This is a genomic window from Pseudomonas sp. 21615526 (assembly GCF_013386245.1).
Taxonomy (GTDB): Bacteria; Pseudomonadota; Gammaproteobacteria; order Pseudomonadales; family Pseudomonadaceae; genus Aquipseudomonas.
Window position 1 is genome coordinate 1 of the sequence record NZ_JACAOM010000015.1, and the last position, 23103, is coordinate 23103.

The 23103-nt window shown below is 61.8% G+C and carries 22 protein-coding genes; 7 read left to right on the forward strand and 15 right to left on the reverse strand.

The features are described 5' to 3' along the window. The 4 genes from HX786_RS06180 to coq7 form a co-directional block, all read left to right on the forward strand. Positions 1–655, forward strand: a 655-nt coding sequence (locus HX786_RS06180; protein ID WP_102606382.1) for a DUF805 domain-containing protein, incomplete at its 5' end; no start/stop codon positions are given. Between the two features lie 62 nt (positions 656–717). Beyond that, the gene (locus tag HX786_RS06185) at positions 718–1506 is read left to right on the forward strand and encodes an SDR family oxidoreductase (protein WP_010167219.1); all 789 of its coding nucleotides are present in this window, start codon (positions 718–720) and stop codon (positions 1504–1506) included. Positions 1507–1552: 46 nt separating this feature from the next. After that, positions 1553–1891, forward strand: a complete 339-nt coding sequence (locus HX786_RS06190) for a histidine triad nucleotide-binding protein (RefSeq protein ID WP_003210943.1) — start codon at positions 1553–1555, stop codon at positions 1889–1891. Between the two features lie 196 nt (positions 1892–2087). Then, on the forward strand, positions 2088–2735 hold the full coding sequence (coq7, locus tag HX786_RS06195; protein ID WP_003210945.1) for a 2-polyprenyl-3-methyl-6-methoxy-1,4-benzoquinone monooxygenase: 648 nt from the start codon (positions 2088–2090) through the stop codon (positions 2733–2735). A 64-nt stretch (positions 2736–2799) separates the two neighbouring features. On the opposite strand, the gene HX786_RS06200 is transcribed toward coq7, so the two are convergent. After that, positions 2800–3222, reverse strand: coding sequence for an OsmC family protein (locus tag HX786_RS06200; RefSeq protein ID WP_003210947.1), 423 nt, complete (start codon positions 3220–3222; stop codon positions 2800–2802). Between the two features lie 250 nt (positions 3223–3472). On the opposite strand from HX786_RS06200, the gene crp reads away from it, so the two are divergent. Then, positions 3473–4117, forward strand: a complete 645-nt coding sequence (gene crp / locus HX786_RS06205) for a cAMP-activated global transcriptional regulator CRP (protein WP_003210949.1) — start codon at positions 3473–3475, stop codon at positions 4115–4117. Here the strand turns inward: crp and HX786_RS06210 are convergent. The 4 genes from HX786_RS06210 to HX786_RS06225 are packed head-to-tail and all read right to left on the reverse strand — an operon-like array spanning position 4114 to position 7297. After that, the gene (locus tag HX786_RS06210) at positions 4114–4809 is read right to left on the reverse strand and encodes a lipoate--protein ligase family protein (protein ID WP_177022448.1); all 696 of its coding nucleotides are present in this window, start codon (positions 4807–4809) and stop codon (positions 4114–4116) included. The two genes, crp and HX786_RS06210, sit on opposite strands and share 4 nt — an antisense overlap. A gap of 2 nt (positions 4810–4811) precedes the next feature. Next, on the reverse strand, positions 4812–5648 hold the full coding sequence (trpC, locus tag HX786_RS06215; RefSeq protein WP_003210953.1) for an indole-3-glycerol phosphate synthase TrpC: 837 nt from the start codon (positions 5646–5648) through the stop codon (positions 4812–4814). Continuing rightward, complete coding sequence (gene trpD / locus HX786_RS06220) at positions 5645–6694, reverse strand: anthranilate phosphoribosyltransferase (protein ID WP_003210955.1); 1050 nt, start codon at positions 6692–6694, stop codon at positions 5645–5647. The genes trpC and trpD overlap by 4 nt, the downstream gene beginning before the upstream one ends. Before the next feature lie 9 nt (positions 6695–6703). Continuing rightward, complete coding sequence (locus HX786_RS06225) at positions 6704–7297, reverse strand: aminodeoxychorismate/anthranilate synthase component II (RefSeq protein ID WP_003210957.1); 594 nt, start codon at positions 7295–7297, stop codon at positions 6704–6706. A 411-nt stretch (positions 7298–7708) separates the two neighbouring features. On the opposite strand from HX786_RS06225, the gene estP reads away from it, so the two are divergent. Continuing rightward, on the forward strand, positions 7709–9631 hold the full coding sequence (gene estP / locus HX786_RS06230) for an esterase EstP (RefSeq protein WP_178911841.1): 1923 nt from the start codon (positions 7709–7711) through the stop codon (positions 9629–9631). 138 nt (positions 9632–9769) lie between these two features. Here the strand turns inward: estP and trpE are convergent, their stop codons facing one another. From trpE to HX786_RS06280, 10 genes are all read right to left on the reverse strand, one after another. Then, positions 9770–11251, reverse strand: coding sequence for an anthranilate synthase component I (gene trpE, locus HX786_RS06235; protein ID WP_003210962.1), 1482 nt, complete (start codon positions 11249–11251; stop codon positions 9770–9772). A 68-nt stretch (positions 11252–11319) separates the two neighbouring features. Then, the gene (locus HX786_RS06240) at positions 11320–12138 is read right to left on the reverse strand and encodes a phosphoglycolate phosphatase (RefSeq protein WP_003210964.1); all 819 of its coding nucleotides are present in this window, start codon (positions 12136–12138) and stop codon (positions 11320–11322) included. Further along, the gene (gene rpe, locus HX786_RS06245) at positions 12135–12809 is read right to left on the reverse strand and encodes a ribulose-phosphate 3-epimerase (protein WP_003210966.1); all 675 of its coding nucleotides are present in this window, start codon (positions 12807–12809) and stop codon (positions 12135–12137) included. Before rpe ends, HX786_RS06240 begins: the two co-directional genes overlap by 4 nt. A gap of 83 nt (positions 12810–12892) precedes the next feature. Next, positions 12893–14041 carry an iron-containing alcohol dehydrogenase gene (locus HX786_RS06250; protein WP_003210968.1) on the reverse strand — a complete coding sequence of 383 codons (1149 nt, stop codon included), beginning with the start codon at positions 14039–14041 and terminating at the stop codon, positions 12893–12895. A gap of 202 nt (positions 14042–14243) precedes the next feature. Further along, positions 14244–15068, reverse strand: coding sequence for an ABC transporter permease (locus HX786_RS06255; RefSeq protein ID WP_003210970.1), 825 nt, complete (start codon positions 15066–15068; stop codon positions 14244–14246). Positions 15069–15081: 13 nt separating this feature from the next. Then, positions 15082–16314, reverse strand: a complete 1233-nt coding sequence (locus HX786_RS06260) for an ABC transporter permease (protein ID WP_003210972.1) — start codon at positions 16312–16314, stop codon at positions 15082–15084. Between the two features lie 212 nt (positions 16315–16526). Then, positions 16527–17567 (reverse strand): ABC transporter substrate-binding protein, encoded by a 1041-nt coding sequence (locus HX786_RS06265; RefSeq protein WP_003210973.1) that lies wholly within the window; start codon positions 17565–17567, stop codon positions 16527–16529. 43 nt (positions 17568–17610) lie between these two features. After that, complete coding sequence (locus HX786_RS06270; protein ID WP_003210974.1) at positions 17611–18723, reverse strand: ABC transporter ATP-binding protein; 1113 nt, start codon at positions 18721–18723, stop codon at positions 17611–17613. Positions 18724–18949: 226 nt separating this feature from the next. After that, on the reverse strand, positions 18950–19579 hold the full coding sequence (locus HX786_RS06275; protein ID WP_003210977.1) for a response regulator transcription factor: 630 nt from the start codon (positions 19577–19579) through the stop codon (positions 18950–18952). A gap of 25 nt (positions 19580–19604) precedes the next feature. After that, positions 19605–21992, reverse strand: a complete 2388-nt coding sequence (locus HX786_RS06280) for a PAS domain S-box protein (protein WP_003210979.1) — start codon at positions 21990–21992, stop codon at positions 19605–19607. 77 nt (positions 21993–22069) lie between these two features. Here HX786_RS06280 and HX786_RS06285 point away from each other — a divergent pair, with 77 nt between their 5' ends. Next, on the forward strand, positions 22070–23044 hold the full coding sequence (locus HX786_RS06285; protein ID WP_178911842.1) for an alpha/beta hydrolase family protein: 975 nt from the start codon (positions 22070–22072) through the stop codon (positions 23042–23044). The last annotated feature ends 59 nt before the right edge of the window (positions 23045–23103 follow it).

The following is a 23103-nucleotide window of genomic DNA, read 5'->3' on the forward strand; positions in this document are numbered from 1 at the left end:
GCCTTACGCCCCGCCCCGAGCCGCGGTTGGCGAGAACCTGCCGGAGTTTTCCACCCTTAAGGTATTCACCGTCAACGGCCGGATCGGACGCCTGCGCTTCCTGGCGTGGACGCTGGTGCTGAGCGTGGTGATCCTCCTCGTCTCAAGCGTGTTCTTCACCGTCGGACTTGGTATCGCTGCGGTCTCTCCGACGATTGCCATGGTCATTGGCTTCCTGGTGGGGATTGCCATACTCGTGGCCGCTGTGTGGGTCAGCGTACAGATCACCGTGCAGCGCCTGCATGACCTGGGCTGGTCCGGCTGGCTGTGGTTCCTGCACCTGGTGCCCTTCGTTGGCAGCATCTTCCCGATCCTGCTGATGGTCCTCCCCGGTAACACGGGCGCAAACCAGTACGGCGCGCCACCACCGCGTAACTCCACTGCGGTGAAAATCCTCTCCGCATTGTGGCTCGCATTCATTCCGCTGGTATTTGCCGGCGCGGTGTTGGTTGGCATGAGCGGCTACCTGGATCAACTGGAAAGCGATGTAGGTGGCAGCTACGAAAGCAGCTCCATCAACTCCGATGACGACAGCGACCAGGCCACCACCGTCGATGAAGTCGATGTGCAAAGTGCTGACGACACAGCCGAACCTGTAGACTCTACGCAACAGTGAAAAACGCCCGACGCCTGTGACGCCTCTGTCACAGGCCCGGTAGCGTTGCGATGGAGAAACGCATGACCCGTTACGCTCTGATCACCGGTGCCTCCAGCGGCATCGGCCTGGCCTTGGCCGAAGCACTGGCCCGTCGCGGCCGCAGCTTGATTCTGGTGGCCCGCCAGCGTGATCAGTTGGAAAGCATTGCAATCGAATTGACTCAGCGCTTCGGCGTCGAGGTGCTGTTCCGCGCCTGTGACCTGGGCGAGCCCCTGCGGCTCTCCGGGTTCCTGCTGGAACTGGAAGAAGGCGAGCGGCAGATCGACCTGCTGGTCAACTGCGCCGGCATCGGTACCAGCGGCCCGTTCCTGGCGCAGGACTGGATGACCGAGCAGGACCTGATGGAGGTCAACATCCTCGCCCTGACCCGCATGTGCCACGCACTCGGCAACGCCATGGCCCTGCACGGCGGCGGGCAGATTCTCAACGTCGCGTCGGTTGCCGCGTTCCAACCCGGCCCATGGATGAGCACTTACTACGCCAGCAAGGCCTACGTGCTGCACTTTTCCGAAGGCTTGCGCGAGGAACTGAAGACCTGCGGCATCAAGGTTTCCGTTCTTTGCCCCGGCCCGACCCGCACCGCATTCTTCGGCACCGCCCAAATGGACACCGCCAAGCTGGATCGCAGCCAACAGTTGATGAGCCCGGAAGAAGTCGCGCTCTACACCGTGCGTGCGCTGGCCAAGAACAAAGCCATCATCATTCCCGGCCGGCGTAATCGCTGGCTGGCGTTCAGCCCGCGCCTGAGCCCGCGCTGGCTGACCCGCAAGATTGCCGGCGCGATCAACAAGGCCTATTGCCCGCGCTGATCGCCTGAGTACACTCACCCTGCACTTTCACAATGGAGAAACAGCTGTGGATACTCTGTTCACCAAGATCATCAACAGAGAAATACCCGCGAAGATCATCTACGAGGATGACCAGGTCCTGGCCTTCCACGACATCGCGCCAATGGCACCCGTGCATTTCCTGGTGATTCCGAAAAAGCCGATCCGCACCCTCAACGACCTCACCGAGGAAGACAAGGCGCTGGCCGGGCATATCCTGTTCACCGCCCAGCGCCTGGCGGTTGAGCAAGGCTGTGAAAAGGGCTTCCGTGTGGTGATGAACTGCAACGAAGATGGCGGACAGACCGTTTATCACATCCACATGCATGTTCTGGGTCAACGCCAGATGAACTGGCCGCCGGGCTGAGCACTACCTGTGGCGAGGCAGCTTGCTGTGGCGAGGGAGCTTGCTCCCGCTGGGCTGCGTAGCAGCCCCAAAAACGAAAGCGCTGCGTACTCCAGCGCGAGCAAGCTCCCTCGCCACACAAGCAATTTGACCCAGCGCAAACGCTTCCCCCTCTCTTGCGGTAAACTGGCCGCCGAGATTCTTCCCGGAGGTCAGCATGACTACCCAACGTCACTACTCGCCGATTGATCGTCTGTTGCTGCAAGCCGATACGGCCATGCGCACGCTGCTGCCATTCAGCGGCCAACCGCACCGCCCGTCGCCCGCCATCGTGCGGCCCGAAGCGCAGATGAGCGAGACCGACACCCGCCACGTCGCCGGCCTGATGCGTATCAACCATACCGGTGAGGTCTGTGCCCAGGCGCTGTACCAGGGCCAGGCCCTGACCGCCAAGCTGCCGCAAGTGCGCGCTGCGATGGAACATGCCGCCGAAGAAGAAATCGATCACCTGGCCTGGTGCGAACAACGCATTCGCCAGTTGAACAGCCATCCGAGCGTGCTGAACCCGCTGTTCTACGGCTTATCGTTTGGCATTGGTGCGGTGGCCGGGCTGATCAGCGACAAAGTCAGCCTGGGTTTTGTGGCCGCCACCGAGCATCAGGTGTGCAAACACCTCAATGAACACCTCGAGCAACTGCCGGCTGAAGACGAAAAGTCCCGGGCGATTCTTGAGCAGATGCGCATTGATGAAGAACATCACGCCGAAAGCGCGCTGGACGCGGGCGGCTTCCGGTTCCCGGCACCGGTGAAATTTGGCATGAGCCTGCTGGCCAAGGTCATGACCAAAAGCACGTACCGCATCTAGTTTCAGCAGAAAACAAAAAAGGGCGCTATCAAGCGCCCTTTCTTTTTGCCTGCCGATTGAAGAATCAGCCCAACTCAATGATCTCGTAATCATGAGTGATGGCAACGCCCGCAGCGCCCAGCATGATCGAGGCCGAGCAGTACTTCTCTGCCGACAACTCGATGGCCCGCTTGACCTGGGCTTCTTTAAGCGCCCGGCCCTTGACGACAAAGTGCATGTGGATCCTGGTAAACACCTTCGGGTCTTCGGTGGCACGCTCGGCTTCCAGGAATGCTTCGCAGCTTTCCACCGCCTGGCGGGACTTCTTCAGGATGCTCACCACATCGAAATTGCTGCAACCGCCTACACCGAGCAGGAGCATTTCCATCGGGCGTACGCCCAGGTTGCGGCCACCGGCTTCCGGCGGGCCGTCCATGACCACCACGTGGCCACTGCCCGACTCACCGAGGAACATGGCTTCGCCCGCCCATTGGATGCGTGCCTTCATCGCCCAGACTCCACTGCTAAAAAAGGGTCGCCAGCTTAGCACAGCACTTTGGGCCGGCAGCGTTTCCCATGAAAGCGATCAACAGCAGGGTTTGCTGGGTAAATTCCCTAATGAAGTCAGAATGTGTCTGTTAAGCTGGCGCCAAATCAATGGCGCATTGCCATCCATTGGATGATGTAGCTTAGCCGTTGATCGCGCTGGATAAAAAAACAAGCTCACCAACACCGTGCAGTCTTTTCGGGATACAACCATGGTTGCTATTACTCCCACACCCAAAATCAAGAACCTCGACAAACTGCTGATGCATTGTCAGCGCCGGCGTCATCCGGCCAAGCACAACATCATCTGCGCGGGCGAGCGCTCGGAATCCCTGTTCTTCATTATCAAAGGCTCGGTCACCATCCTGATCGAGGATGACGATGGTCGCGAAATGATCATCGCCTACCTCAATACCGGTGATTTCTTCGGTGAACTCGGGCTTTTCGAACAAGCCGGCAAGGAACAGCAACGCAGTGCCTGGGTGCGGGCCAAGGTCGAATGCGAAGTCGCCGAGATCAGCTATACGAAATTTCGCGAACTGGCCCAGCAGGATCCCGACATTCTGTACGCCCTGAGCGGCCAGATCGCACAGCGCCTGAGAGACACCACGCGCAAAGTCGGCGACCTGGCGTTCTTCGACGTCACCGGCCGGGTTGCCCGCTGCCTGCTGGAGTTGTGCAAGCAACCGGACGCAATGACCCATCCCGACGGGATGCAGATCAAGATCACCCGCCAGGAAATCGGGCGGATCGTCGGTTGCTCAAGGGAAATGGTTGGCCGTGTGCTCAAGGACCTGGAGGAACGCAACCTGGTGCATGTCAAAGGCAAGACCATGGTGGTCTTCGGTACGCGTTAAACCGGCAGGAAACTCGCAAGCATCTGACGGTACAACGTATCAAGCCGGGCAATCGCATCTGGCGCCGCAAAGGCTTCGTGCAGGGCGATGTGGCTTTCGGCGCGCACCCGTTGTTCCAGGCCGCATGCTTCATTGAAGCGATTGACCGCGGCGATCAATTCGACGCGATCGTCATCCAGCAGCAACGCACCATGCACCAACCCCACCGGGCGCCCGCCACTCTGGCGCCAGCGCTGGGCGGTACCGACCATTTTGCGACCATCAAGGTTGACGTTGTAGCGACCGTCGCAAAACGCACCGTCGATCTCGCCCACCGACGCGTTGCCACCCAACTCGGTCAGCAGGTCGCAAATCGGCTGGCACAGACGCTGGTAGCCGATTTCGATACGGCCCTGGTCGCCTTCACTGCGTGGTGGCGCGTAGACCAACGCGATATTGACCGTGGCTGCCGATTGCGGGACAGGCTCACCGCCCGTTTCCCGCAGCAGCACCGGCCAACCGGCGTCTGCCGACACCTGGCTGGCGGTCTCGAATGCCGGAAGGCGGCTCAAACGACGAGGCATCACCAACGCTTGATCGCTGGGCTGCCAGAACAGCAGGCCGAACGGTTGCTCGCCGGCACAGACCGCGGCGAGCAAATCCTGCTCGGCCTTAAGGCCTGCCTCGACCGTCATCGCCACCGGCTGGGTCATCATCAATCCAGGGTCGAGCCACTGACGGCAACGCCACGCTCCGGGAAGAACAGGCGCTGCAATTCAGCCCCCGGGTTCTCGGCACGCATGAAGGTTTCGCCGACGAGGAACGAGTACACGCCGCTGATTTCCATCAGTTCCACATCGGCGCGATTGACGATGCCGCTTTCGGTGATCACCAACCGGTCGCGCGGGATGCGCGGCAACAGGTCGAGGGTGTTTTCCAGGCTGACTTCGAAGGTGTGCAGGTTGCGGTTGTTGACGCCCACCAACGGTGTGTCGAGGGTTTTCAACGCGCGTTCCAGTTCATCACCGTCGTGCACTTCCACCAGCACATCGAGGCCAACACTTTTGGCCACGGCTGCCAGTTCGGCCATCTTCACGTCATCCAGTGCGGAGACGATCAACAGCACGCAATCGGCGCCCAAGGCACGGGCTTCGACGATCTGGTAAGGGTCGACCATGAAGTCCTTGCGGATCACCGGCAGCGAACACGCCGCACGTGCTTGCTGCAGGTACAGGTCGGCACCCTGGAAATAGTCGATATCGGTCAACACCGAGAGGCACGTCGCGCCGCCCTTCTCGTAGCTTTTGGCGATGTCTTCAGGGATGAAGATCTCGCGAATCACGCCCTTGCTCGGCGAAGCCTTCTTGATTTCAGCGATAACGGCCGGCTGTTTTTCCTTGGCCTGCTTGATCAGCGCATTGGCGAACCCACGCGGTGCATCAGCGGTTTTCGCCAGGCCTTCCAGCTCAGCCAGGCTGACCCGGGCACGGCGCTCGGCGACTTCTTCTGCCTTGCGGGCCAGGATTTTTTCCAGAACGGTCGGAACACTCATCCTTCATTCTCCACTTTGAACACCGCAGTAAACGCACCCAGTTCTTCGAGCTTTTCGCGCGCCAGCCCGGTATGCAATGCATCATGAGCGAGGGCAACACCCTCTTTAAGACTGTAGGCGTGATCCGCGGCGTACAGCGCCGCACCGGCGTTGAGCACAATCATTTCTGCGGCTTTCTGGCCGTTTTCGGTCTTGCGGCGTCCCAGGGCATCGCGAATCAGTTCAAGGGAGGCTGCCGGGCTTTCTACGGCCAGGCCGTGCAGGCTCTGGCTTTTCATGCCGAGGTCTTCTGGCTCGACCCAATACTCGGTGACCTGGTCGTTCTTCAGCTCCGCCACGAAGGTCGGTGCTGCCAGGCTGAACTCGTCGAGGCCATCCTTGGAATGCACCACCAGCACGTGCTTGCTGCCCAGGCGCTGCAGGACTTCAGCCAATGGCCGGCACAGCGCCTGGCTGAACACGCCCACTACCTGATGCTTCACACCGGCCGGATTCGTAAGCGGGCCGAGCATGTTGAACAGGGTACGCAAGCCCAAGTCCTTGCGCGGGCCGGCGGCGTGTTTCATCGCGCCGTGATGGGACTGGGCAAACATGAAGCCGATGCCGACATGATCGATGCAGCGCGCCACTTGTACCGGGGTCAGGTTCAGGTAGATACCTGCTGCTTCCAGCAAATCGGCGCTGCCGCTTTTACCCGACACCGCGCGGTTACCATGCTTGGCCACGGTGCAGCCGGCAGCGGCCACCACAAAGGAAGAAGCCGTCGACACGTTGAAAATGTTCGCACCGTCGCCGCCGGTGCCGACCACGTCGACCACGCCGTCGAGGGTCTTGAGTTCAACCTTGTCGGCCAGCTCACGCATGACCGACACAGCGCCGACGATTTCGTCAATGCTCTCGCTCTTCATGCGCATGGCCATCATGAACGCGCCGATCTGCGCGTCGGTGCATTGACCGGTCATGATCTCGCGCATCACATCGCTCATTTCAGCGGTGCTCAGGTCCAGATGGCCGACGATACGGCTCAGGGCAGTCTTGATATCCATGAAAAGTCCTTAGCGCGTGCCGCCGCTCTGCTTGAGAAAGTTAGCGAACAGCTCGAAGCCCTGCTCGGTCAAAATCGATTCCGGGTGAAATTGCACCCCTTCGACGTTCAGTGTCTTGTGACGCAGGCCCATGATCTCGTCGACCGAGCCATCTTCCAGCTGGGTCCAGGCCGTCAGCTCAAGGCACTCGGGCAGGGTTTCACGCTTGACCACCAGCGAGTGGTAGCGGGTTACCGTTACCGGCAGGTTCAAACCCTGGAATACGCCCTGGTCCTTGTGAAATACCGGGCTGGTCTTGCCGTGCATTACCTGGCGGGCGCGGACGACGTCGCCACCGAAGGCCTGGCCGATGGACTGATGGCCCAGGCACACGCCCAGGATCGGCAGCTTGCCGGCAAAGTATTGGATGGCTTCGAGGGAGATGCCCGCTTCGGTCGGCGTACACGGGCCTGGGGAGACGACGATGCGTTCAGGGTTCAACGCGGCGATCTGGGCCACGGTCAATTCGTCGTTGCGCACCACCTTGACCTCGGCGCCGAGTTCGCCCAGGTACTGCACAACGTTGTAGGTAAAGGAGTCGTAGTTATCAATCATCAGCAACATGTGGGTTAAAACCTCTTGAATTCACTGACTTCTAATGACGGCCTTCCAAGGGAGTGACCCGCTGCCAGACGCACTTTCCGGTTGCCGGGGTTGGCCGGCAAGGGGCGTTTAACAGAGGGTGAAGAAGGCAAATCGGTACAGGTCCGGCGGGGCCGGTAGAGAAAAGTTAGGCGCGCCAACGCCAACGGGCGTGTGCCTTGACTACTCGCATCAAGAGTTTGCTGATGATCAACACGGGGAGGGTCTCATTCATACGTTCAGGCACAGTAACGTAGCCTCGCCAACGGTGCAATATCGAGCCGCAAATACGGGGGAAACTGCCCGACTGATAATTGGCGTCAAACTTTTCAGAACCCTTCCAAGGGCGCTACAGTCACAGTGCTGACAAAAAACAAAATCATGGACGGACTCATGACCAAGATGCCCTATTTCACCCCCATCGTCGGCTGCCTCTTGGCGCTGGCATGCTCGCAAGCCTTCGCCGCGCCCTCGCCTTATTCGACGATGGTCGTTTTCGGTGACAGCCTGGCCGACGCCGGTACATTTGCCGACCCTGGCGCACCGGGCTCAACCTATCGCTTCACCAACCGCACCGGCCCGCAATACTTCGACGGCAGCGGCGAAAGCACATCGCTGATCTCCTCGACGTTATTGGGCGGCAAGCTGGGGGTTGCCCCGGGCGACCTGAATGCCTCGACCTCGCCGGAGCGCGCCGCGCTGGGCCAGCCAGACGGCAATAACTGGGCCGTCGGCGGCTACACCACCCAACAGATCTACGATGCCATCACCGGTAACTCCACCGTCACCGACAGTGACACCGGGCAGGTATTGCGTACACGTCCCGGATACCTGGCATCAACGGGGGGCCGAGCCGACCCCAACGCGTTGTACTTTCTCTCCGGCGGCGGCAATGACTTCCTCGACGGCCTGGTCCTCAGCCCCGACCAGGCCTCGGCCGCAGCCGGGCGCCTGGCCGACAGCGCCCAGGCGCTGCAACAGGCTGGCGCCCGTTATGTAATGGTATGGATGCTGCCGGACCTGGGCCTGACACCTGCCGTCAATGGCACCCCGCTCCAAGGGGCCGTCAGCACCCTGGCAGGCGCGTTCAACCAGACCCTGGTACAGCGCCTGTCGCAAATCGATGCGCAGATCATCCCGCTGAACATTCCGTTGCTGCTCAAGGAAACCTTTGCCGATCCCGGGCGTTTTGGTTTTGCCACCGACCAGAACCTCAACCAGACGTGCTTCAGTGGCACCACCTGCAGGAATCCGGTGTATGGCGTCGGCGGCACCAATCCGGACCCGACCAAGCTGATTTACAACGACACCGTGCACCCGACCGAGGCCGGCCAGGCACTGATCGCCGACTACGCGTATTCGCTGCTGGCAGCCCCCTGGGAAATCACCCTGCTTCCGGAAATGGCCCAAGGCACCTTGCGCGCCCATCAGGATTCATTGCGCAACCAATGGCAAGCCGACTCCGGTAGCTGGCAGGCCGTGGGCCAATGGCGGGCGATTGTCGACGCTGGCGGCCAGCACCTGGACTTCGATGACCAGAACAGCTCGGCCAGCGGTGACGGCAGCGGCTATAACCTGAACATCGGTGGCAGCTACAGGCTCAATGACGAGTGGCGCGTGGGTGTGGCAGCAGGCTTCTATCGCCAGAGTCTTGAGGCTGGCGCCAGCGATTCGGACTACAAGCTCAACAGCTACCTGGGCACCGCGTTCGCCCAGTATCAGGAAGATCACTGGTGGGCCGACGCCGCATTGACCGGCGGCAAACTGGACTTCGACAACCTCAAGCGCAAGTTCGCCCTGGGCATCAGCGAAGGCACCGAGAAAGGCGACACCGACGGCTGGCTATGGGCATTGAGCGCACGGGTTGGGTATGACATCGCCGAGCCGAACAGCGAGTGGCACTTCTCACCCTTTATCAGCGCTGACTATTCGCGGGTCGAGGTGAATGGTTATTCGGAGAAAGATGCCCGTTCCACCGCGCTGACGTTTGATGACCAACAGCGCGACTCCAAGCGTTTGGGAATCGGATTACAAGCCAACTACCGCTTCACCCCGCAAACCCTGGTGTTTGGCGAAGTGGCCCACGAGCACGAGTTTGAAAACGATACGCAGCGAGTGGGCATGTCCCTCAACAGCGTGCCGGGGATTGATTTCAAACTGGACGGCTACACGCCACGCAGCAATTCGGATCGCTTGAACCTGGGGATTACCCACAAGGTGACCAAGGACCTGGCGTTGAACGCGGCCTATAACGTGAAAAAGGATGACAACTTTACCCAGCAAGGGCTGAGTGTCGGGGTGAGTCTGGATTTCTGACTCGGACTTGAAACTGACAAATACCAAATGTGGGAGCGGGCTTGCTCGCGAAAGCGGTGCGACAGTCACCTTATATATCGACTGATACATCGCCTTCGCGAGCAAGCCCGCTCCCACATTTTTGATCTACGTTTGACTTCAGTCCTGCGGGGTCTGCTCAGCCAACGCCACCGCACGGAACATCGCCCGGCGCTTGTTCAGCGTCTCTTCCCATTCCAGGGCCGGTACCGAGTCGGCCACAATCCCGCCGCCCGCCTGCACGTGCAGTTCGCCGTCCTTGATCACCGCCGTACGGATCGCGATCGCAGTGTCCATATTGCCGTTCCAGGCGAAATACCCCACCGCGCCGCCATACACACCACGCTTCACCGGCTCCAGCTCGTCGATGATTTCCATCGCGCGAATCTTCGGCGCGCCCGACAAGGTGCCCGCCGGCAGGATCGCCCGCAGTGCATCCATCGCCGTCAACCCGGCCTTCAGCTCGCCGGTGACGTTGGACACGATGTGCATCACGTTGGAGTAACGCTCGATCACCATCTTCTCGGTGAGCTTCACCGAACCGATTTCCGAGACACGCCCGGTGTCGTTGCGGCCCAGGTCGATCAGCATCAAGTGCTCGGCGATTTCCTTGTCGTCGCTCAACAGGTCCTGTTCCAGCGCCAGGTCGGCCTCTTCGGTCGCACCGCGAGGGCGGGTGCCGGCAATCGGGCGCACGGTGATCAGGTTGTCTTCGACCCGCACCAGCACTTCCGGCGAACTGCCCACGACGTGGAAGTCGCCAAAGTTGAAGAAGTACATGTACGGCGTCGGGTTGAAGCAGCGCAGCGCCCGGTACAAATCAATCGGCGCGGCCTTGAAGTCGATGGACATGCGTTGCGACGGCACCACCTGCATGCAGTCACCGGCAAGGATATATTCCTTGATGGTATCGACCGCACGCTCGTAGTCATCCTGGGTAAAGCTGGAGCGGAATACCGGGTCAGCCGCCGGTGGACGGCTGAGGTCCAGGCCGCGACGCGGGGTGATCGGCTGGCGCAGTTTTTCCAGCAGCGCTTCCAGGCTCGCCTGGCCTTGCTCGAACGCATCGGCCTGGGAAGGATCCGCCAACACGATAGCGTGCATCTTGCCCGCGAGGTTGTCGAACACCACCACCGCGTCGGAAACCATCAGCAGAATGTCCGGCACGCCCAACGGATCGGGGTTCGGGGATTTGCCCAGGCGTTTTTCCACGTAGCGCACGCAGTCGTAGCCGAAGTAACCCACCAGGCCGCCGTTGAAGCGCGGCAGGCCGGCGATGGTCGGCACGTTGTAGCGCGCCTTGAATTCCTCGACGAAGGCCAGCGGGTCTTCCACATCGTGACTTTCGATCTCGACGCCGTCCAGGGTGATGCTCACATGGTGATCATGTACCCGCAGCACCGTGCGGCACGGCAGGCCGATGATCGAATAACGGCCCCATTTCTCGCCGCCCTGCACCGACTCCAGCAGATAGGAGTTGGGCTCGTCGGCCAGTTTCAGGTAGATCGACAGCGGGGTGTCGAAGTCGGCCAGGGTTTCGCAGGCCATGGGGATACGGTTGTAGCCGGCAGCGGCCAAACGCAGGAATTCTTCGCGGATCATGAGGTGCCTCGTGGCTTGAGGGTCTAACGGTCAGGTGTGCAAACGTGCCGCAGCGCGGCGAGGATCAGTCAGGCGCGCCAACGCCAGCGGGCCAGGGCCTTGATGACTTTCATCCAGAGTTTGCGAGTGACCACCACGATGGGATTTCCAGAAGGGGATGGAACAGCGTCGGGCAACGTTATCTCAGCGCCCGTTCCCAAGCAACCGGGGATTAACAGGCGCAGGTCATCAATCACCAGCGCCGGGGATTCTTCGGCAATCGGCCGGCCATGGTTGTAGCCGTAACTCAAGGCCACGCACTTGACCCCCGCCGCTTTCGCCGCCAGCACATCACTGCGCGAATCGCCGACAAACAGCGATTGGGACGCCGGGATATTGGCCATTTTCATCACGAAGAACAGCGCGGCCGGGTCGGGCTTCTTCTGCGGCAAGGTATCGCCGCCGATGATCCAGCGGAAATACCGGCCGATCTTCATCTGGTCCAACAGCGGTGCGACGAAACGCTCCGGCTTGTTGGTGATCAGGGCCATTTCCACGCCCTGCTTGTGCAGCCATTTCAGGGTGTCGCGCACGCCGGGATAAACCACGGTCAGTTCGTGGCCGTTTTCGTAGGCCACGTTGAACAGCTCAAGCGCATGCTCGGCTTCCACATCATCGACACCCTCGGCCTCGATATTGTTGGCCAAGGCCCGACGCACCAGCATCTGCGCGCCATTGCCGACCCACTCGCGCACCGACTCGATACCCGCCGGCTTGCGCCCCAGCTTGAGCAGCATCTGGTCCACCGCCGCGGCCAGGTCCGGCACTGAATCGATCAACGTACCGTCCAGATCGAACATCACCAGCCGTGGCAGTTTGCCGGGGAACAGTTGCTCAAAGCCACTCATGGACGCGCCAGCGCCAGTTCTGCACGCATCTTGGCGATCACTTCCTGATAGTCCGGGGCATTGAAGATTGCCGAACCGGCCACAAAGGTGTCGGCACCGGCCGCGGCGATTTCGCGGATGTTGTTGACGTTGACACCACCGTCGATCTCCAGGCGGATATCACGGCCCGACGCATCGATCAGCGCCCGCGCTTCACGCAGCTTGTTAAGAGTGCCGGGGATGAACTTCTGCCCGCCGAAGCCCGGGTTGACGCTCATCAGCAACACCATGTCGACTTTGTCCATCACGTACTCAAGCACGCTCAGCGGAGTGGCCGGGTTGAATACCAGGCCCGCCTTGCAACCGCCCTCGCGGATCAGTTGCAGGGTGCGGTCCACGTGCAACGTGGCTTCCGGGTGGAAGGTGATGTAGGTCGCGCCGGCTTCGATGAAGTCACCGACGATGCGGTCCACCGGGCTGACCATCAAGTGCGCATCGATAGGCGCGGTCACGCCGTATTTACGCAGGGCGGCGCAGACCATCGGACCAATGGTCAGGTTCGGCACATAGTGGTTGTCCATGACATCGAAGTGAACGAAGTCGGCACCGGCGGCCAACACCTTGTCCACTTCCTCGCCCAGGCGGGCGAAGTCGGCGGAGAGAATCGATGGAGCAATGACGAAGGGCTGCATGACGCACCTTTTTGAGCTAAATCACGATGGCGCGCATTGTATACCTCATGCTTTGCCGCGCGCACCGTGACCTCGCTCAATGGTTAATAAGCTGCCCGGTAGATTTTCTCGATATCCGCGGCGCTGAGCTTGCGCGGATTGTTGCGCATCAGGCGCTCGATCCCCGCCGCTTCTACCGCCATGGCCGGGATCGCATCTTCAGGCACACCGAAGCTGCGCAGGCCGGACGGAATCTCGACTGCGGCACACAGTCGCGTCATCGCATCGACGGCCTGGTCGGCGGCATCCACCGCACTCAACCCCGTGATATTCACGCCCATGGCCTCGGCAATCTCCTGCATGCGCTCCACACACGCCAGCTTGTTCCAGTGCATCACGTAGGGCAGCAGCAAGGCATTGCTTACGCCGTGGGCGATATTGAAACGCCCGCCCAACGGGTAGGCCAACGCATGCACCGCGCCCACGCCGGCATTCCCGAACGCCATCCCGGCCATCAGGCTGGCGGTGGCCATGTCGTCCCGGGCCTCAAGGTTGGCGGGGTTGGCGTAGGCCTTGGGCAACGCCTTGGCAATCAGTTTGATCGCCCCGATGGCCAGTGCATCGGTGATCGGCGATGCATTCAGCGACAGGTAGGATTCGATGGCGTGCACCAATGCGTCCACCCCACTGGCGGCGGTGACGCTGCGCGGGCAAGTCAGGGTCATCTGCGGGCTGATCAGGGCCACGTCCGGCAGCAGGTAATCGCTGACGATGCCTTTTTTCAGTTGCGCGACCTTGTCCGACAGAATCGCCACGTTGGTCACCTCCGAACCGGTGCCGGCCGTGGTGGGAATCGCGATCAGCGGCGGGCCTTTGCGCGGCACCTGGTCCACGCCGAACAGGTCGGCCAGGGCGCCATGGTAACCGGCGTAGGCCGCCACGCTCTTGGCGATGTCGATGGCACTGCCGCCGCCGACGCCGATCAGGCCGTCATGCCCGCCTTCGCGGTAGACGCGCATGCAGTCCTCGACGATGGCGATTTCCGGGTCGGGCAGCACGCGGTCGAAAATCTCGTAGGTCCGTTCGCCCAGGTGTTCCAGCGCCAGCGCCACGGTGCCGGACTTGACCAGTGCCGCATCGGTGACAATCAGCGGGTTGTCGACATCCAGCCGCGTCAGCTCGGCGGCCAGTTGCTCGATGGCGCCTGGGCCGGTGAGCAGTTTGTGGGCGATCTTGAATGAGGAAGTACTCATGTGCGCGGCCTCTTATCAGTTATGGGCTGGCACAAGACTAGCTGACTTGGGCTGGTTGTCTTGCATTCAGCTACTGAATAGACACAAACCCAATGTGGGAGCGGGCTTGCTCGCGAAGGCGGTAGGCCAGTCGATATCTCTGTTGACTGACACACCGCCTTCGCGAGCAAGCCCGCTCCCACATTTTGATCTCTGTTTGGCTTTAGACCTGGGCCGTACGCAGTTTCTCGCTGCGCCCGCGCAGCCATTCCAGGGTCAGCAACAACACCACCGAGAACGCAATCAACAAGGTGGCCGCGGCGGCAATGGTAGGGCTGAGGTTTTCACGGATGCCGCTGAACATCTGCCGTGGCAAGGTTGCCTGCTCGGGCCCGGCGAGGAACAGCGTCACCACCACTTCATCGAACGAGGTGGCAAAGGCGAACAGCGCCCCGGAGATCACCCCCGGGGCAATCAATGGCAAGGTCACCCGACGAAACGCCGTCAGCGGTGACGCGCCCAGGCTGGCCGCCGCCCGCACCAGGTTATGGTTGAACCCCTGCAAGGTCGCCGACACGGTGATGATCACAAACGGCACGCCCAGCACCGCGTGCACCACGATCAGCGAGAAGAAGCTGTTGCCCAGGCCCAGCGGCGCGAAGAACAGGTAACTGGCCACACCGATAATCACCACGGGCACTACCATCGGCGAAATCACCAGGGCCATCACCAGCGCCTTGCCGGGAAAGTGCCCCCGGGTCAGGCCAATCGCCGCCAGCGTGCCGAACACCATCGCCAGCACTGTAGCCGCCGGAGCCACGATGATGCTGTTCTTCAGGGCGCGCATCCATTCCGCCGAACCGAAGAAATCCTGGTACCAGTGCAGCGAGAAACCTTGCAGCGGGTAGACCAGGAAACTTCCACTGTTGAACGACAGCGGGATGATCACCAGCACCGGCAAGATCAGGAACAACAGGATCAGGCCGCAGAGGATCCGCAAGCTGTAGAACCAGACCCGTTCCACGGGCGACATATAAGGGCTCAGCATCGCAACGGTCTCCTTAGCTCAGGCGCAGGCGGCTGGCGCCCACCAGCCAGTTGTAGATCAGGTACAGCACCACGGTGGCCAGCAGCAACAAGCCGCCCAAGGCCGTGGCCATGCCCCAGTTGATGCTGGTGTTGGTGTAGAAGGCCACGAAGTAGCTGACCATCTGGTCGTTCGGGCTGCCCAGCAAGGCCGGGGTGATGTAGTAGCCAATCGCCAAAATGAACACCAACAAGCAGCCGGCACCAACGCCTGCGTAGGTCTGCGGGAAGTACACGCGCCAGAAGCTGGCGAATGGGTGGCAGCCCAGGGAGATTGCCGCCCGCATGTAGGTGGGCGAGATGCCTTTCATCACGCTGTAGATCGGCAAAATCATGAAGGGCAGCAGAATGTGCACCATGGAGATGTAGACCCCCAGCCGGTTGAACACCAACTCGACGGGTTTATCGATCAGCCCCATGCCCATCAGCGCGCTGTTGATCAAGCCGCCGGACTGCAGCAACACGATCCAGGCCGCCACGCGCACCAGCACCGAGGTCCAGAACGGCAGCAGCACCAGGATCATCAGCAAATTGCTTTGCCGCGCCGGCAAGTTGGCCAGCAGGTAAGCCAACGGATAGGCCAGCAGCAGGCAGCACACGGTGATGACCAGGCCCATCCAGAACGTACGGGCGAAGATATCGAGGTAGATCGCCTGGTCCGGGGTGGCCGGGGCGATTTCGCCGAGGTCGTCGATGCGGTGATCGACGGCGGCCAGCAAGTAGTATGGCGTGAGGCTGCTGGTGTTGCGCCGGATCGCCTGCCAGTACGCCGGGTCGCCCCAGCGTTCGTCGAGGTTTTCCAGCGCTTCTTTATAGGAGGCAGGCGCTTCGGTGAACGGCAGCGCCCGCGCGGTTTTCGTCAGCAGGCTGCGATAGCCCGCCAGCTCCATGTTCAAGCGTTTGGAGAGGTCGCCCAGGGTCGAGTTTTTCCGGGCTTCGCCCAGGTCCTCGCTGATGGCCTGGTACACCGGCTCGCCGGGCAGGCCACGACCGTCCCAGGCCGTCACCGCCACCACCGTGCGCGGCAGGCCGCCCACCACTTCCGGGTTGCCGACGCTTTTGTAGAGCAGCGCCACAATCGGTACCAGGAACACCAGCAGCAAAAACACCACCAATGGCGCGATCAGGGCCTGGGCCTTCCAGCGGTTGAGCCGCTCGGCACGCGCCAGGCGCTGTTTCAGGGTGGGGCTGGGAATGGCGAGGGCCATGGCGAACTCCGGATCGTAAAAAAGAATGCAGACCTGTGAAGGCCCACACCTGTGGCGAGGGGGCTTGTCCCCCGTTGGGCTGCGCAGCAGCCCCAGTAAAGCCACTGTGGTTTATTAGACTGACCGCGGTGGCTGGTTTTGGGGCCGCTTCGCAGCCCAACGGGGGACAAGCCCCCTCGCCACAAAAAGCCCATCCACCCTGGGTGCGGTGGTTACTTGGCAGCCCAGGAATTGAAGCGCTGCTCCAGTTGCTCACCGTTATCCGCCCAGAAGCTCACGTCGATCTGCACCTGGTTGGCGATGTTTTCCGGGGTAGTCGGCATATCCTTCAGGATGTCCTTCGCCAGCAACGGTACCGCCTGGGTATTGGCCGGGCCGTAGGCGATGTTTTCCGAATAGGTCTTCTGCTGCTGCGGCTGCACCGAGAAGGCGATGAACTTCTTCGCCGCGTCAGCACGGTCCTTGGCCAGGCCTTTTGGAATGGCCCAGGCGTCGAAATCGTAGATCCCGCCGTTCCACACCACTTTCAAATTGCTTTCTTTCTGCACGGCAGCGATCCGGCCGTTGTAGGCAGAACTCATCACCACGTCGCCAGAAGCGAGGTACTGCGGCGGTTGGGCGCCCGCTTCCCACCACTGGATATACGGCTTGAGCTCATCGAGCTTCTTGAACGCACGGTCCTGGCCATCTTTGCCGGCCAGCACCTTGTACACATCCTTCGGCGCCACACCGTCAGCCATCAAGGCGAATTCCAGGGTGTACTTGGCGCCCTTGCGCAGGCCGCGTTTGCCCGGGAATTTCTTGGTGTCCCAGAAATCGGCCCAGCCGCCTGGCGGTGCTTTCAGTTTGTCGGCGTTGTAGGCCAGCACCGTGGACCACACGAAGAAACCCACGCCGCACGGCTGGATCGCGCCCTTCACGTAGTCGCCCGGGTTGCCGAACAGTTTCGGGTCCAGGGGCTCGAACATGTCTTCGTCACAGCCACGGGACAGTTCCGGCGACTCCACTTCCACCAGGTCCCAGGACACGCTCTTGGTGTCGACCATGGCCTTGACCTTGGCCATTTCACCGTTGTATTCACCGGCGACGATCTTGCCGTTGCCCGCGCTTTCCCACGGTGCATAGAAGGCCTTGACCTGCGCCGCCTTGTTCGCGCCACCAAAGGACACCACCGTCAAATCAGGGCCTGCCATGGCCTGTGTCGCGCCCATCAAGCTCAGGGCCAGGGCGGAATATTTCAGGGATCTCAACATTGTTGTTCTCTCCACGTGCGAGGTTGGTGAAGCAAGGGGGCGATCAATTCGCCTCTAGAAGTGGGTCGAGTGCGCGAACGTGCTCGACTTGCCAGCCAATCGGTACCACGTCGCCGACCGCCAGGGCTGTGTCCAGCTCGGCGATCGGTTGTTTCACAAAAAAATCGGTCTTGCCGCAGACTTCCAGGCGCACCCGCACGTGGTCGCCCAGGTAGATGAACTCGGCCACGCGCCCGGAGAATCGGTTGACGCAGCTTTCACTGGAGCCATTCAGGCTGACGCGCTCGGGGCGCACCGACAGGGTCACCGGGCCGCCGACCTGGCCGACGTTCACCGCCAGCGCCTCGACCTTTTCGCCGCGCGCCAGTTCGACCACGCAGCGGTCGCCGGTGTGGCTGTGCAGGCGGCCATTGAGGCGGTTGTTCTCGCCGATGAAGTTGGCGACGAAGGTGTTTTTCGGTTCTTCGTACAAGGTGCGCGGGGCAGCGATCTGCTGGATCTCGCCCTGATGGAACACCGCCACCCGGTCGGACATGGTCAGTGCTTCGCCCTGGTCGTGGGTCACGTACACCACCGTCACGCCGAGGCGCTGGTGCAGGTGCTTGATCTCCATCTGCATGTGTTCGCGCAGTTGCTTGTCGAGGGCGCCGAGGGGTTCGTCCATCAGCACCAGCTGTGGCTCGAACACCAGCGCCCGGGCCAGGGCCACCCGCTGCTGCTGGCCACCGGAGAGTTGCGCCGGGTAGCGCTGGGCGAAGGCATCGAGCTGGACCATGCTCAGTACACGCTTGACCCGCTCGCTGATGTCGGTCTTGCTCAGGCCGCGTACAGAGAGCGGAAACGCCAGGTTCTCGGAGACGGTCATGTGCGGGAACAGCGCGTAGTTCTGGAACACCATGCCGATGTCGCGCTTGTGGGGCGGCACGTTGTTGATGGAGCGGCCGGCCAGCTGGATCTCGCCAGCGGTGGGGGTTTCGAAACCGGCGAGCATCATCAGGCTGGTGGTCTTGCCAGACCCGGACGGCCCGAGCAGGGTCAGGAACTCGCCCTTGCGAATCTCCAGGTTGAGGTCTTTGACGATCAGGTTCTCGCCGTCGTAGCTCTTCTGCACGCCACGAAAGCTGACCAGCACATCATTTGAATCCACCTCGCTCATACCCGCACCTTTTTGTTTTGGACTGCCGTGGAACAAGCGTAGTCCCAGGGCAAGGCCGCGAAAATCGGGGGCCCGGAGAGATTGGCATCAGCAGGATGGAAGGTTTGGGGTAGGGATTGCCCTACACGGATGGCGGGGATAGAACAGAGCAGTTACAAACCCCACGCTACAAGCAGCAAGACCGGGCAGCGCGGCGCTCGGCAGGCAGTCGCAAACAGGTATGCCGCTATAGGAGTTTGTGCTCCATGGCGTACTTCACCAGTTCCGCCAGGGAGGTGATATTGAGCTTTTGCATCAGGCGCGCCTTGTGGGTACTGATGGTTTTGCTGCTCAACGCCAACTGCTGGGCGATGTCGTTGACGTTGGCGCCCTGGGCCAGGCGCTCGAATACCGAGAACTCGCGCTCCGACAACAACGAGTGCAATGGGCGGGAATCGGTGAGGCCGACTTCGAAGACCATGCGGTCGGCCAGGTCCGGGTCGATGTACCGCCCGCCCGCCGCGACCTTGCGGATCGCGGTCAGCAGCAGCGCCGGGTCGCTGTCCTTGGTGGCATAGCCGGCGGCACCGACCTTCAGCGCACGGGCGGCCATTTGCGCTTCGTCGTGCATCGACAGCACCAGGATCGCCGGGGGATTGTTCAGCGCACGGATCCGCGGGATGGCTTCCAGGCCGTTGACGCCAGGCATCGAGATGTCCAGCAACACCACCTCGCAGGGCACGTGGCGCAGGGTCTCCAGCAACTGCTCGCCATTGCTCGCCTCGCCCACCACCAGCAGGTCCTTGGCCAGGCCGATCAGTTGCTTGATGCCTTCGCGAACGATGGTGTGGTCTTCAGCTACCAGTACACGGATCACTGTGGATGTCCTCTTCTTTTGGTTATCAATCCAGCGGCACCGTCACACTCAGGGTGGTGCCTTCGCCCAATGCGCTGTCCAGGCTCAACTGCCCGCCCATGATCAGCACCCGCTCGCGCATGCCCACCAGGCCAAACGATACCGGGCGCCCGGGGGCCTGGACGAAACCTGCGCCGTCGTCGCTGATGGTCAGGCGCAGGTGCGCGCCCTCCACCACCAGCGTCAGCTCGACAGTATGCGCCTGGGCATGGCGCATCACATTGGTCAGTGCCTCCTGCAGGATGCGGAACAGGCCGATGGCCTTGGCGTCGCTCAGCGCCGGCAGATTATCCGGCACCTGCACCAGGCACGGAATCTGCGTCCGGGCCTCGAAACGCCGGGCCTGCCATTCGATCGCCGAGGCAATCCCGGCATCGAGAATCGGCGGACGCAAGGCGGTGGCCACATCGCGTACCAGTTGGAACAGTTGGGCGATCAGGCGCTTCATGCTGTTCAGCCGCTCGTGCAGGCCAGGATCCAGTTGCGCGTAGGTCAGCTCGCACATCGAGGTTTCCAGCTTGAGCACGGTGAGCATCTGTCCCAACTCGTCGTGCACTTCCCGGGCGATGCGGGCCTTCTCTTCCTCGCGCACGGTTTCCAGGTGGGCCGACAATTCCCGCAATTGCGCGCGGGAGGCGTCCAGCTCCAGCTCGATGCGCTTGCTCTCGCTGATGTCCCAGACAATTCCGTCCCAAACCACGGCGCCGTCTTCCAGGCGCCGGGTCACGGCCTTGATATCGGCCCAGCGCTGCTCGCCCAGGCGGGTCAGGATACGGCCCTGCCAGGCCCAATTGCTCTCGGTCTCGATGGCCTGGTCCTGGGTGCGGTGATAACTGGCGCGGTCGTCGGGATGCACCAGGCTGCGAATGCCCATGGCCGGATGGCTGAGCACTTCCGGCGCGTACCCCACCAGGCCCTCGCTGCCCTGACTGATGTAGGCGAACTCGATCGCCTCGCTGCGCGGCAAGCGCTCCAGGCGAAACACCAGCCCCGGCACATTGGCGGCGATCCCTTGCAGCCGCGCCTCACTTTCCTGCAAGGCCGCGAGGGCCCGGCGACGCTCGGTGACATCGTTGAGGTAGACCACCAGGTATTCGCCGTCGGCAAAGCGCAGGAAACTCAGGGACACATCGGCTGGCAATACGCTGCCATCGGCGCGCAGGCAATTGGTGGCAAAACTCTGTGGCCCGTCTTCGCTGGCCCGGGCGCGCTTCCACAGGTTGAGCCAGCGGTCCATGGTCAGCGTCGGGTCGAATTCGATCAGCGGGCGTTCGATCAGGGCGCCGGGGGCGTAGCCGAGCATGGTTTCCGCCGCCTGATTGGCGTAGCGCACATGGCTGTCCCAATTGACCCAGAGGATACCGACGGTGCTTTGGTCGATGGAGAACTGGGTCAGGCGCAAGGCTTCGGCACCGGCGGCGCGGGCGGCGCTTTCTTCGCGGGCGGCCAGCAGATTATGCTCCAGGCCGCGTTGTTGGCGGCGCTGCCAGAACACCACGGCCAGGCTGGCGAGCAATAGCAGGCCCAGCAGCAACGTGAGGTTTTGCCAGAAGCCGGGGGACTCGGTCACCCGGGGGTATTTGGGCTGCAGCCAGCGGCTGTGCAACTGGTCCAGATCACGAGCGGGAATCGCGCGCAAGGCGCTTTGCATGATATCGGCCAGCTCGGGCCAGTCGCGCCGCGTGGCCACCCGCAGCAATTGCGGCAGGCCGATATCGCCGACCACGGCAAGGCCGGCGAACTCGGTTTCGCCCGACAACCGGCTCAATTGCGCCTCATCCACCACCGCATACCGCGCCTGCTGGCTCACCAGCAATTGCAGAGCCTGGCGCTCCATGGGCACGCCTTGCAGGTTGAGACTCGGGTAGGTGCTGCGCAGGTAATCCGCCACTGCGCTGGGCATGCGCACGGCGACGCGGGATTGGTCGTCGAGTTTCTCCAGGTCGACTGCGGTGCTGCCATCACGAACCCCGACAATGTGCTGGGGCACCCGCATATACGGATCGGAGAACAACCACAGGCGCAGGCCGGCCGGGGTTTGCAGCAGGCCGGGGGCGAGGTCGACCTCGCCGTCACGCACCGCCGCCTCCAGTTGCTCCTGATTGGGAAAGTTGCGCCAGGTCAGTTCGATATTCAGCGCCTTGGCCAACCACTGCATCAATTCGACGTTGGCCCCGGACAGCCGCTGCAAGCGCCGATCGTATTGGGCATAAGGCGCCTGTAACACCAGCCCGACCCGCAGGTCGGGATGCTGTTCGAGCCATTCGCGCTGGCCGGCATCGAGCTGCGCCTGGTGAGTGGCAGGCGCAGGCACGGCGCCCGCAATCAAGGGAAAGCATATACAGCCGATAACCAGCAGGTAGCGAAAACCCATGATCCACGTCTCATATCACTGACAAATACTGACCAACCCATTAGGCTGCCGGAATCACTTCTGGCCGGAAATCAACGATGCCACTTTCCCACCGCTCGGCACTGCCAGCATTGTGCCTGTCGCTGCTGTTTACCAGCGCCTTTTGTGTCGAGGCCGCCGACACTCCCGCTCCCGCCCCGGAAAAGCCAGTGGTGCGCCAGCCCTTGCTGGAGCGCAGCCAGGAAGAAGCCAACGCCCTGGAACGACAAATCCCGCAGCAGGAACAACAACAGTTGCAGGCTGGCAGCGATTCTTTCCTGGCTTTGTGGAAGCCGGCCAACAGCGGTGAGCCTGAAGGCGTGGTGATTATCGTCCCGGGCAACGGCGAAAGTGCTGACTGGCCTCAAGCAATCGCGCCGTTGCGCAAGAAATTGCCGGACGCCTCCTGGGGCACCCTGAGCTTGTCGCTGCCGGACCTGACCCTGGACACCTTGCCACCCCGCGTCATCGAATCGCCCAAGGCGACCGTGGAGACCAGCAGCAAAGACGCCAGCACCGTCGCCAAACCCGTGGAGCAAGCCGCCAGCGCCGAAGCGGAAGGCACTGACCCGGCCGTGGTTCCCGGCACCGATGAACAAGACAAGACCGACGCCACGCGAATCTTCGCGCGCATTGACGCTGCCCTCGCCTTCGCCCAGACCCAGAATGCCCGCAGCGTCGTATTGCTCGGCCACGGCACCGGCGCCTGGTGGGCCGCGCGTTACCTGAGTGAAAAACAACCGGCGCAGGTGCAGAAATTTGTCATGGTGGCCGCGCAGACCCCGGCGGGCCGTGCCCCGGACCTGCAACAACTGGCACCGAAACTGAAGCTGGCCACGGCAGACTTTTTCTACCAGGACAACGCCCAGGCACGCAAAGCGGCCCAGGAACGTTCCCAGGCCAGCAAGCGTTTGAAGAATGACAGCTACAAGCAGGTGTCGTTGAAGGCCCTCCCCGATAACAGCCAGGCCGGACAAGAGCAGCTGTACCGGCGGATTCGCGGGTGGCTGAGCCCGCAAAATCCCGGAGACTGATCGTAAATCTCAAAAACACTGGAGAACAAAATGTGGGAGCGGGCTTGCTCGCGAATGCG

Bases quoted from the DNA above. Each gene is read 5' to 3' on its own strand.
- HX786_RS06265 (WP_003210973.1), bottom strand. From the start codon at position 17,567: ATGTTGAGATCCCTGAAATATTCCGCCCTGGCCCTGAGCTTGATGGGC.
- HX786_RS06260 (WP_003210972.1), bottom strand. From the start codon at position 16,314: ATGGCCCTCGCCATTCCCAGCCCCACCCTGAAACAGCGCCTGGCGCGT.
- trpE (WP_003210962.1), bottom strand. From the start codon at position 11,251: ATGATCCGCGAAGAATTCCTGCGTTTGGCCGCTGCCGGCTACAACCGT.
- rpe (WP_003210966.1), bottom strand. From the start codon at position 12,809: ATGCAGCCCTTCGTCATTGCTCCATCGATTCTCTCCGCCGACTTCGCC.
- HX786_RS06240 (WP_003210964.1), bottom strand. From the start codon at position 12,138: ATGAGTGGCTTTGAGCAACTGTTCCCCGGCAAACTGCCACGGCTGGTG.
- trpC (WP_003210953.1), bottom strand. From the start codon at position 5,648: ATGAGTGTTCCGACCGTTCTGGAAAAAATCCTGGCCCGCAAGGCAGAA.
- HX786_RS06225 (WP_003210957.1), bottom strand. From the start codon at position 7,297: ATGTTGCTGATGATTGATAACTACGACTCCTTTACCTACAACGTTGTG.
- HX786_RS06285 (WP_178911842.1), top strand. From the start codon at position 22,070: ATGCCACTTTCCCACCGCTCGGCACTGCCAGCATTGTGCCTGTCGCTG.
- HX786_RS06255 (WP_003210970.1), bottom strand. From the start codon at position 15,068: ATGCTGAGCCCTTATATGTCGCCCGTGGAACGGGTCTGGTTCTACAGC.
- HX786_RS06210 (WP_177022448.1), bottom strand. From the start codon at position 4,809: ATGACCCAGCCGGTGGCGATGACGGTCGAGGCAGGCCTTAAGGCCGAG.
- HX786_RS06250 (WP_003210968.1), bottom strand. From the start codon at position 14,041: ATGAGTACTTCCTCATTCAAGATCGCCCACAAACTGCTCACCGGCCCA.
- crp (WP_003210949.1), top strand. From the start codon at position 3,473: ATGGTTGCTATTACTCCCACACCCAAAATCAAGAACCTCGACAAACTG.
- HX786_RS06185 (WP_010167219.1), top strand. From the start codon at position 718: ATGACCCGTTACGCTCTGATCACCGGTGCCTCCAGCGGCATCGGCCTG.
- HX786_RS06270 (WP_003210974.1), bottom strand. From the start codon at position 18,723: ATGAGCGAGGTGGATTCAAATGATGTGCTGGTCAGCTTTCGTGGCGTG.
- estP (WP_178911841.1), top strand. From the start codon at position 7,709: ATGACCAAGATGCCCTATTTCACCCCCATCGTCGGCTGCCTCTTGGCG.
- HX786_RS06200 (WP_003210947.1), bottom strand. From the start codon at position 3,222: ATGAAGGCACGCATCCAATGGGCGGGCGAAGCCATGTTCCTCGGTGAG.
- trpD (WP_003210955.1), bottom strand. From the start codon at position 6,694: ATGGATATCAAGACTGCCCTGAGCCGTATCGTCGGCCATCTGGACCTG.
- coq7 (WP_003210945.1), top strand. From the start codon at position 2,088: ATGACTACCCAACGTCACTACTCGCCGATTGATCGTCTGTTGCTGCAA.
- HX786_RS06280 (WP_003210979.1), bottom strand. From the start codon at position 21,992: ATGGGTTTTCGCTACCTGCTGGTTATCGGCTGTATATGCTTTCCCTTG.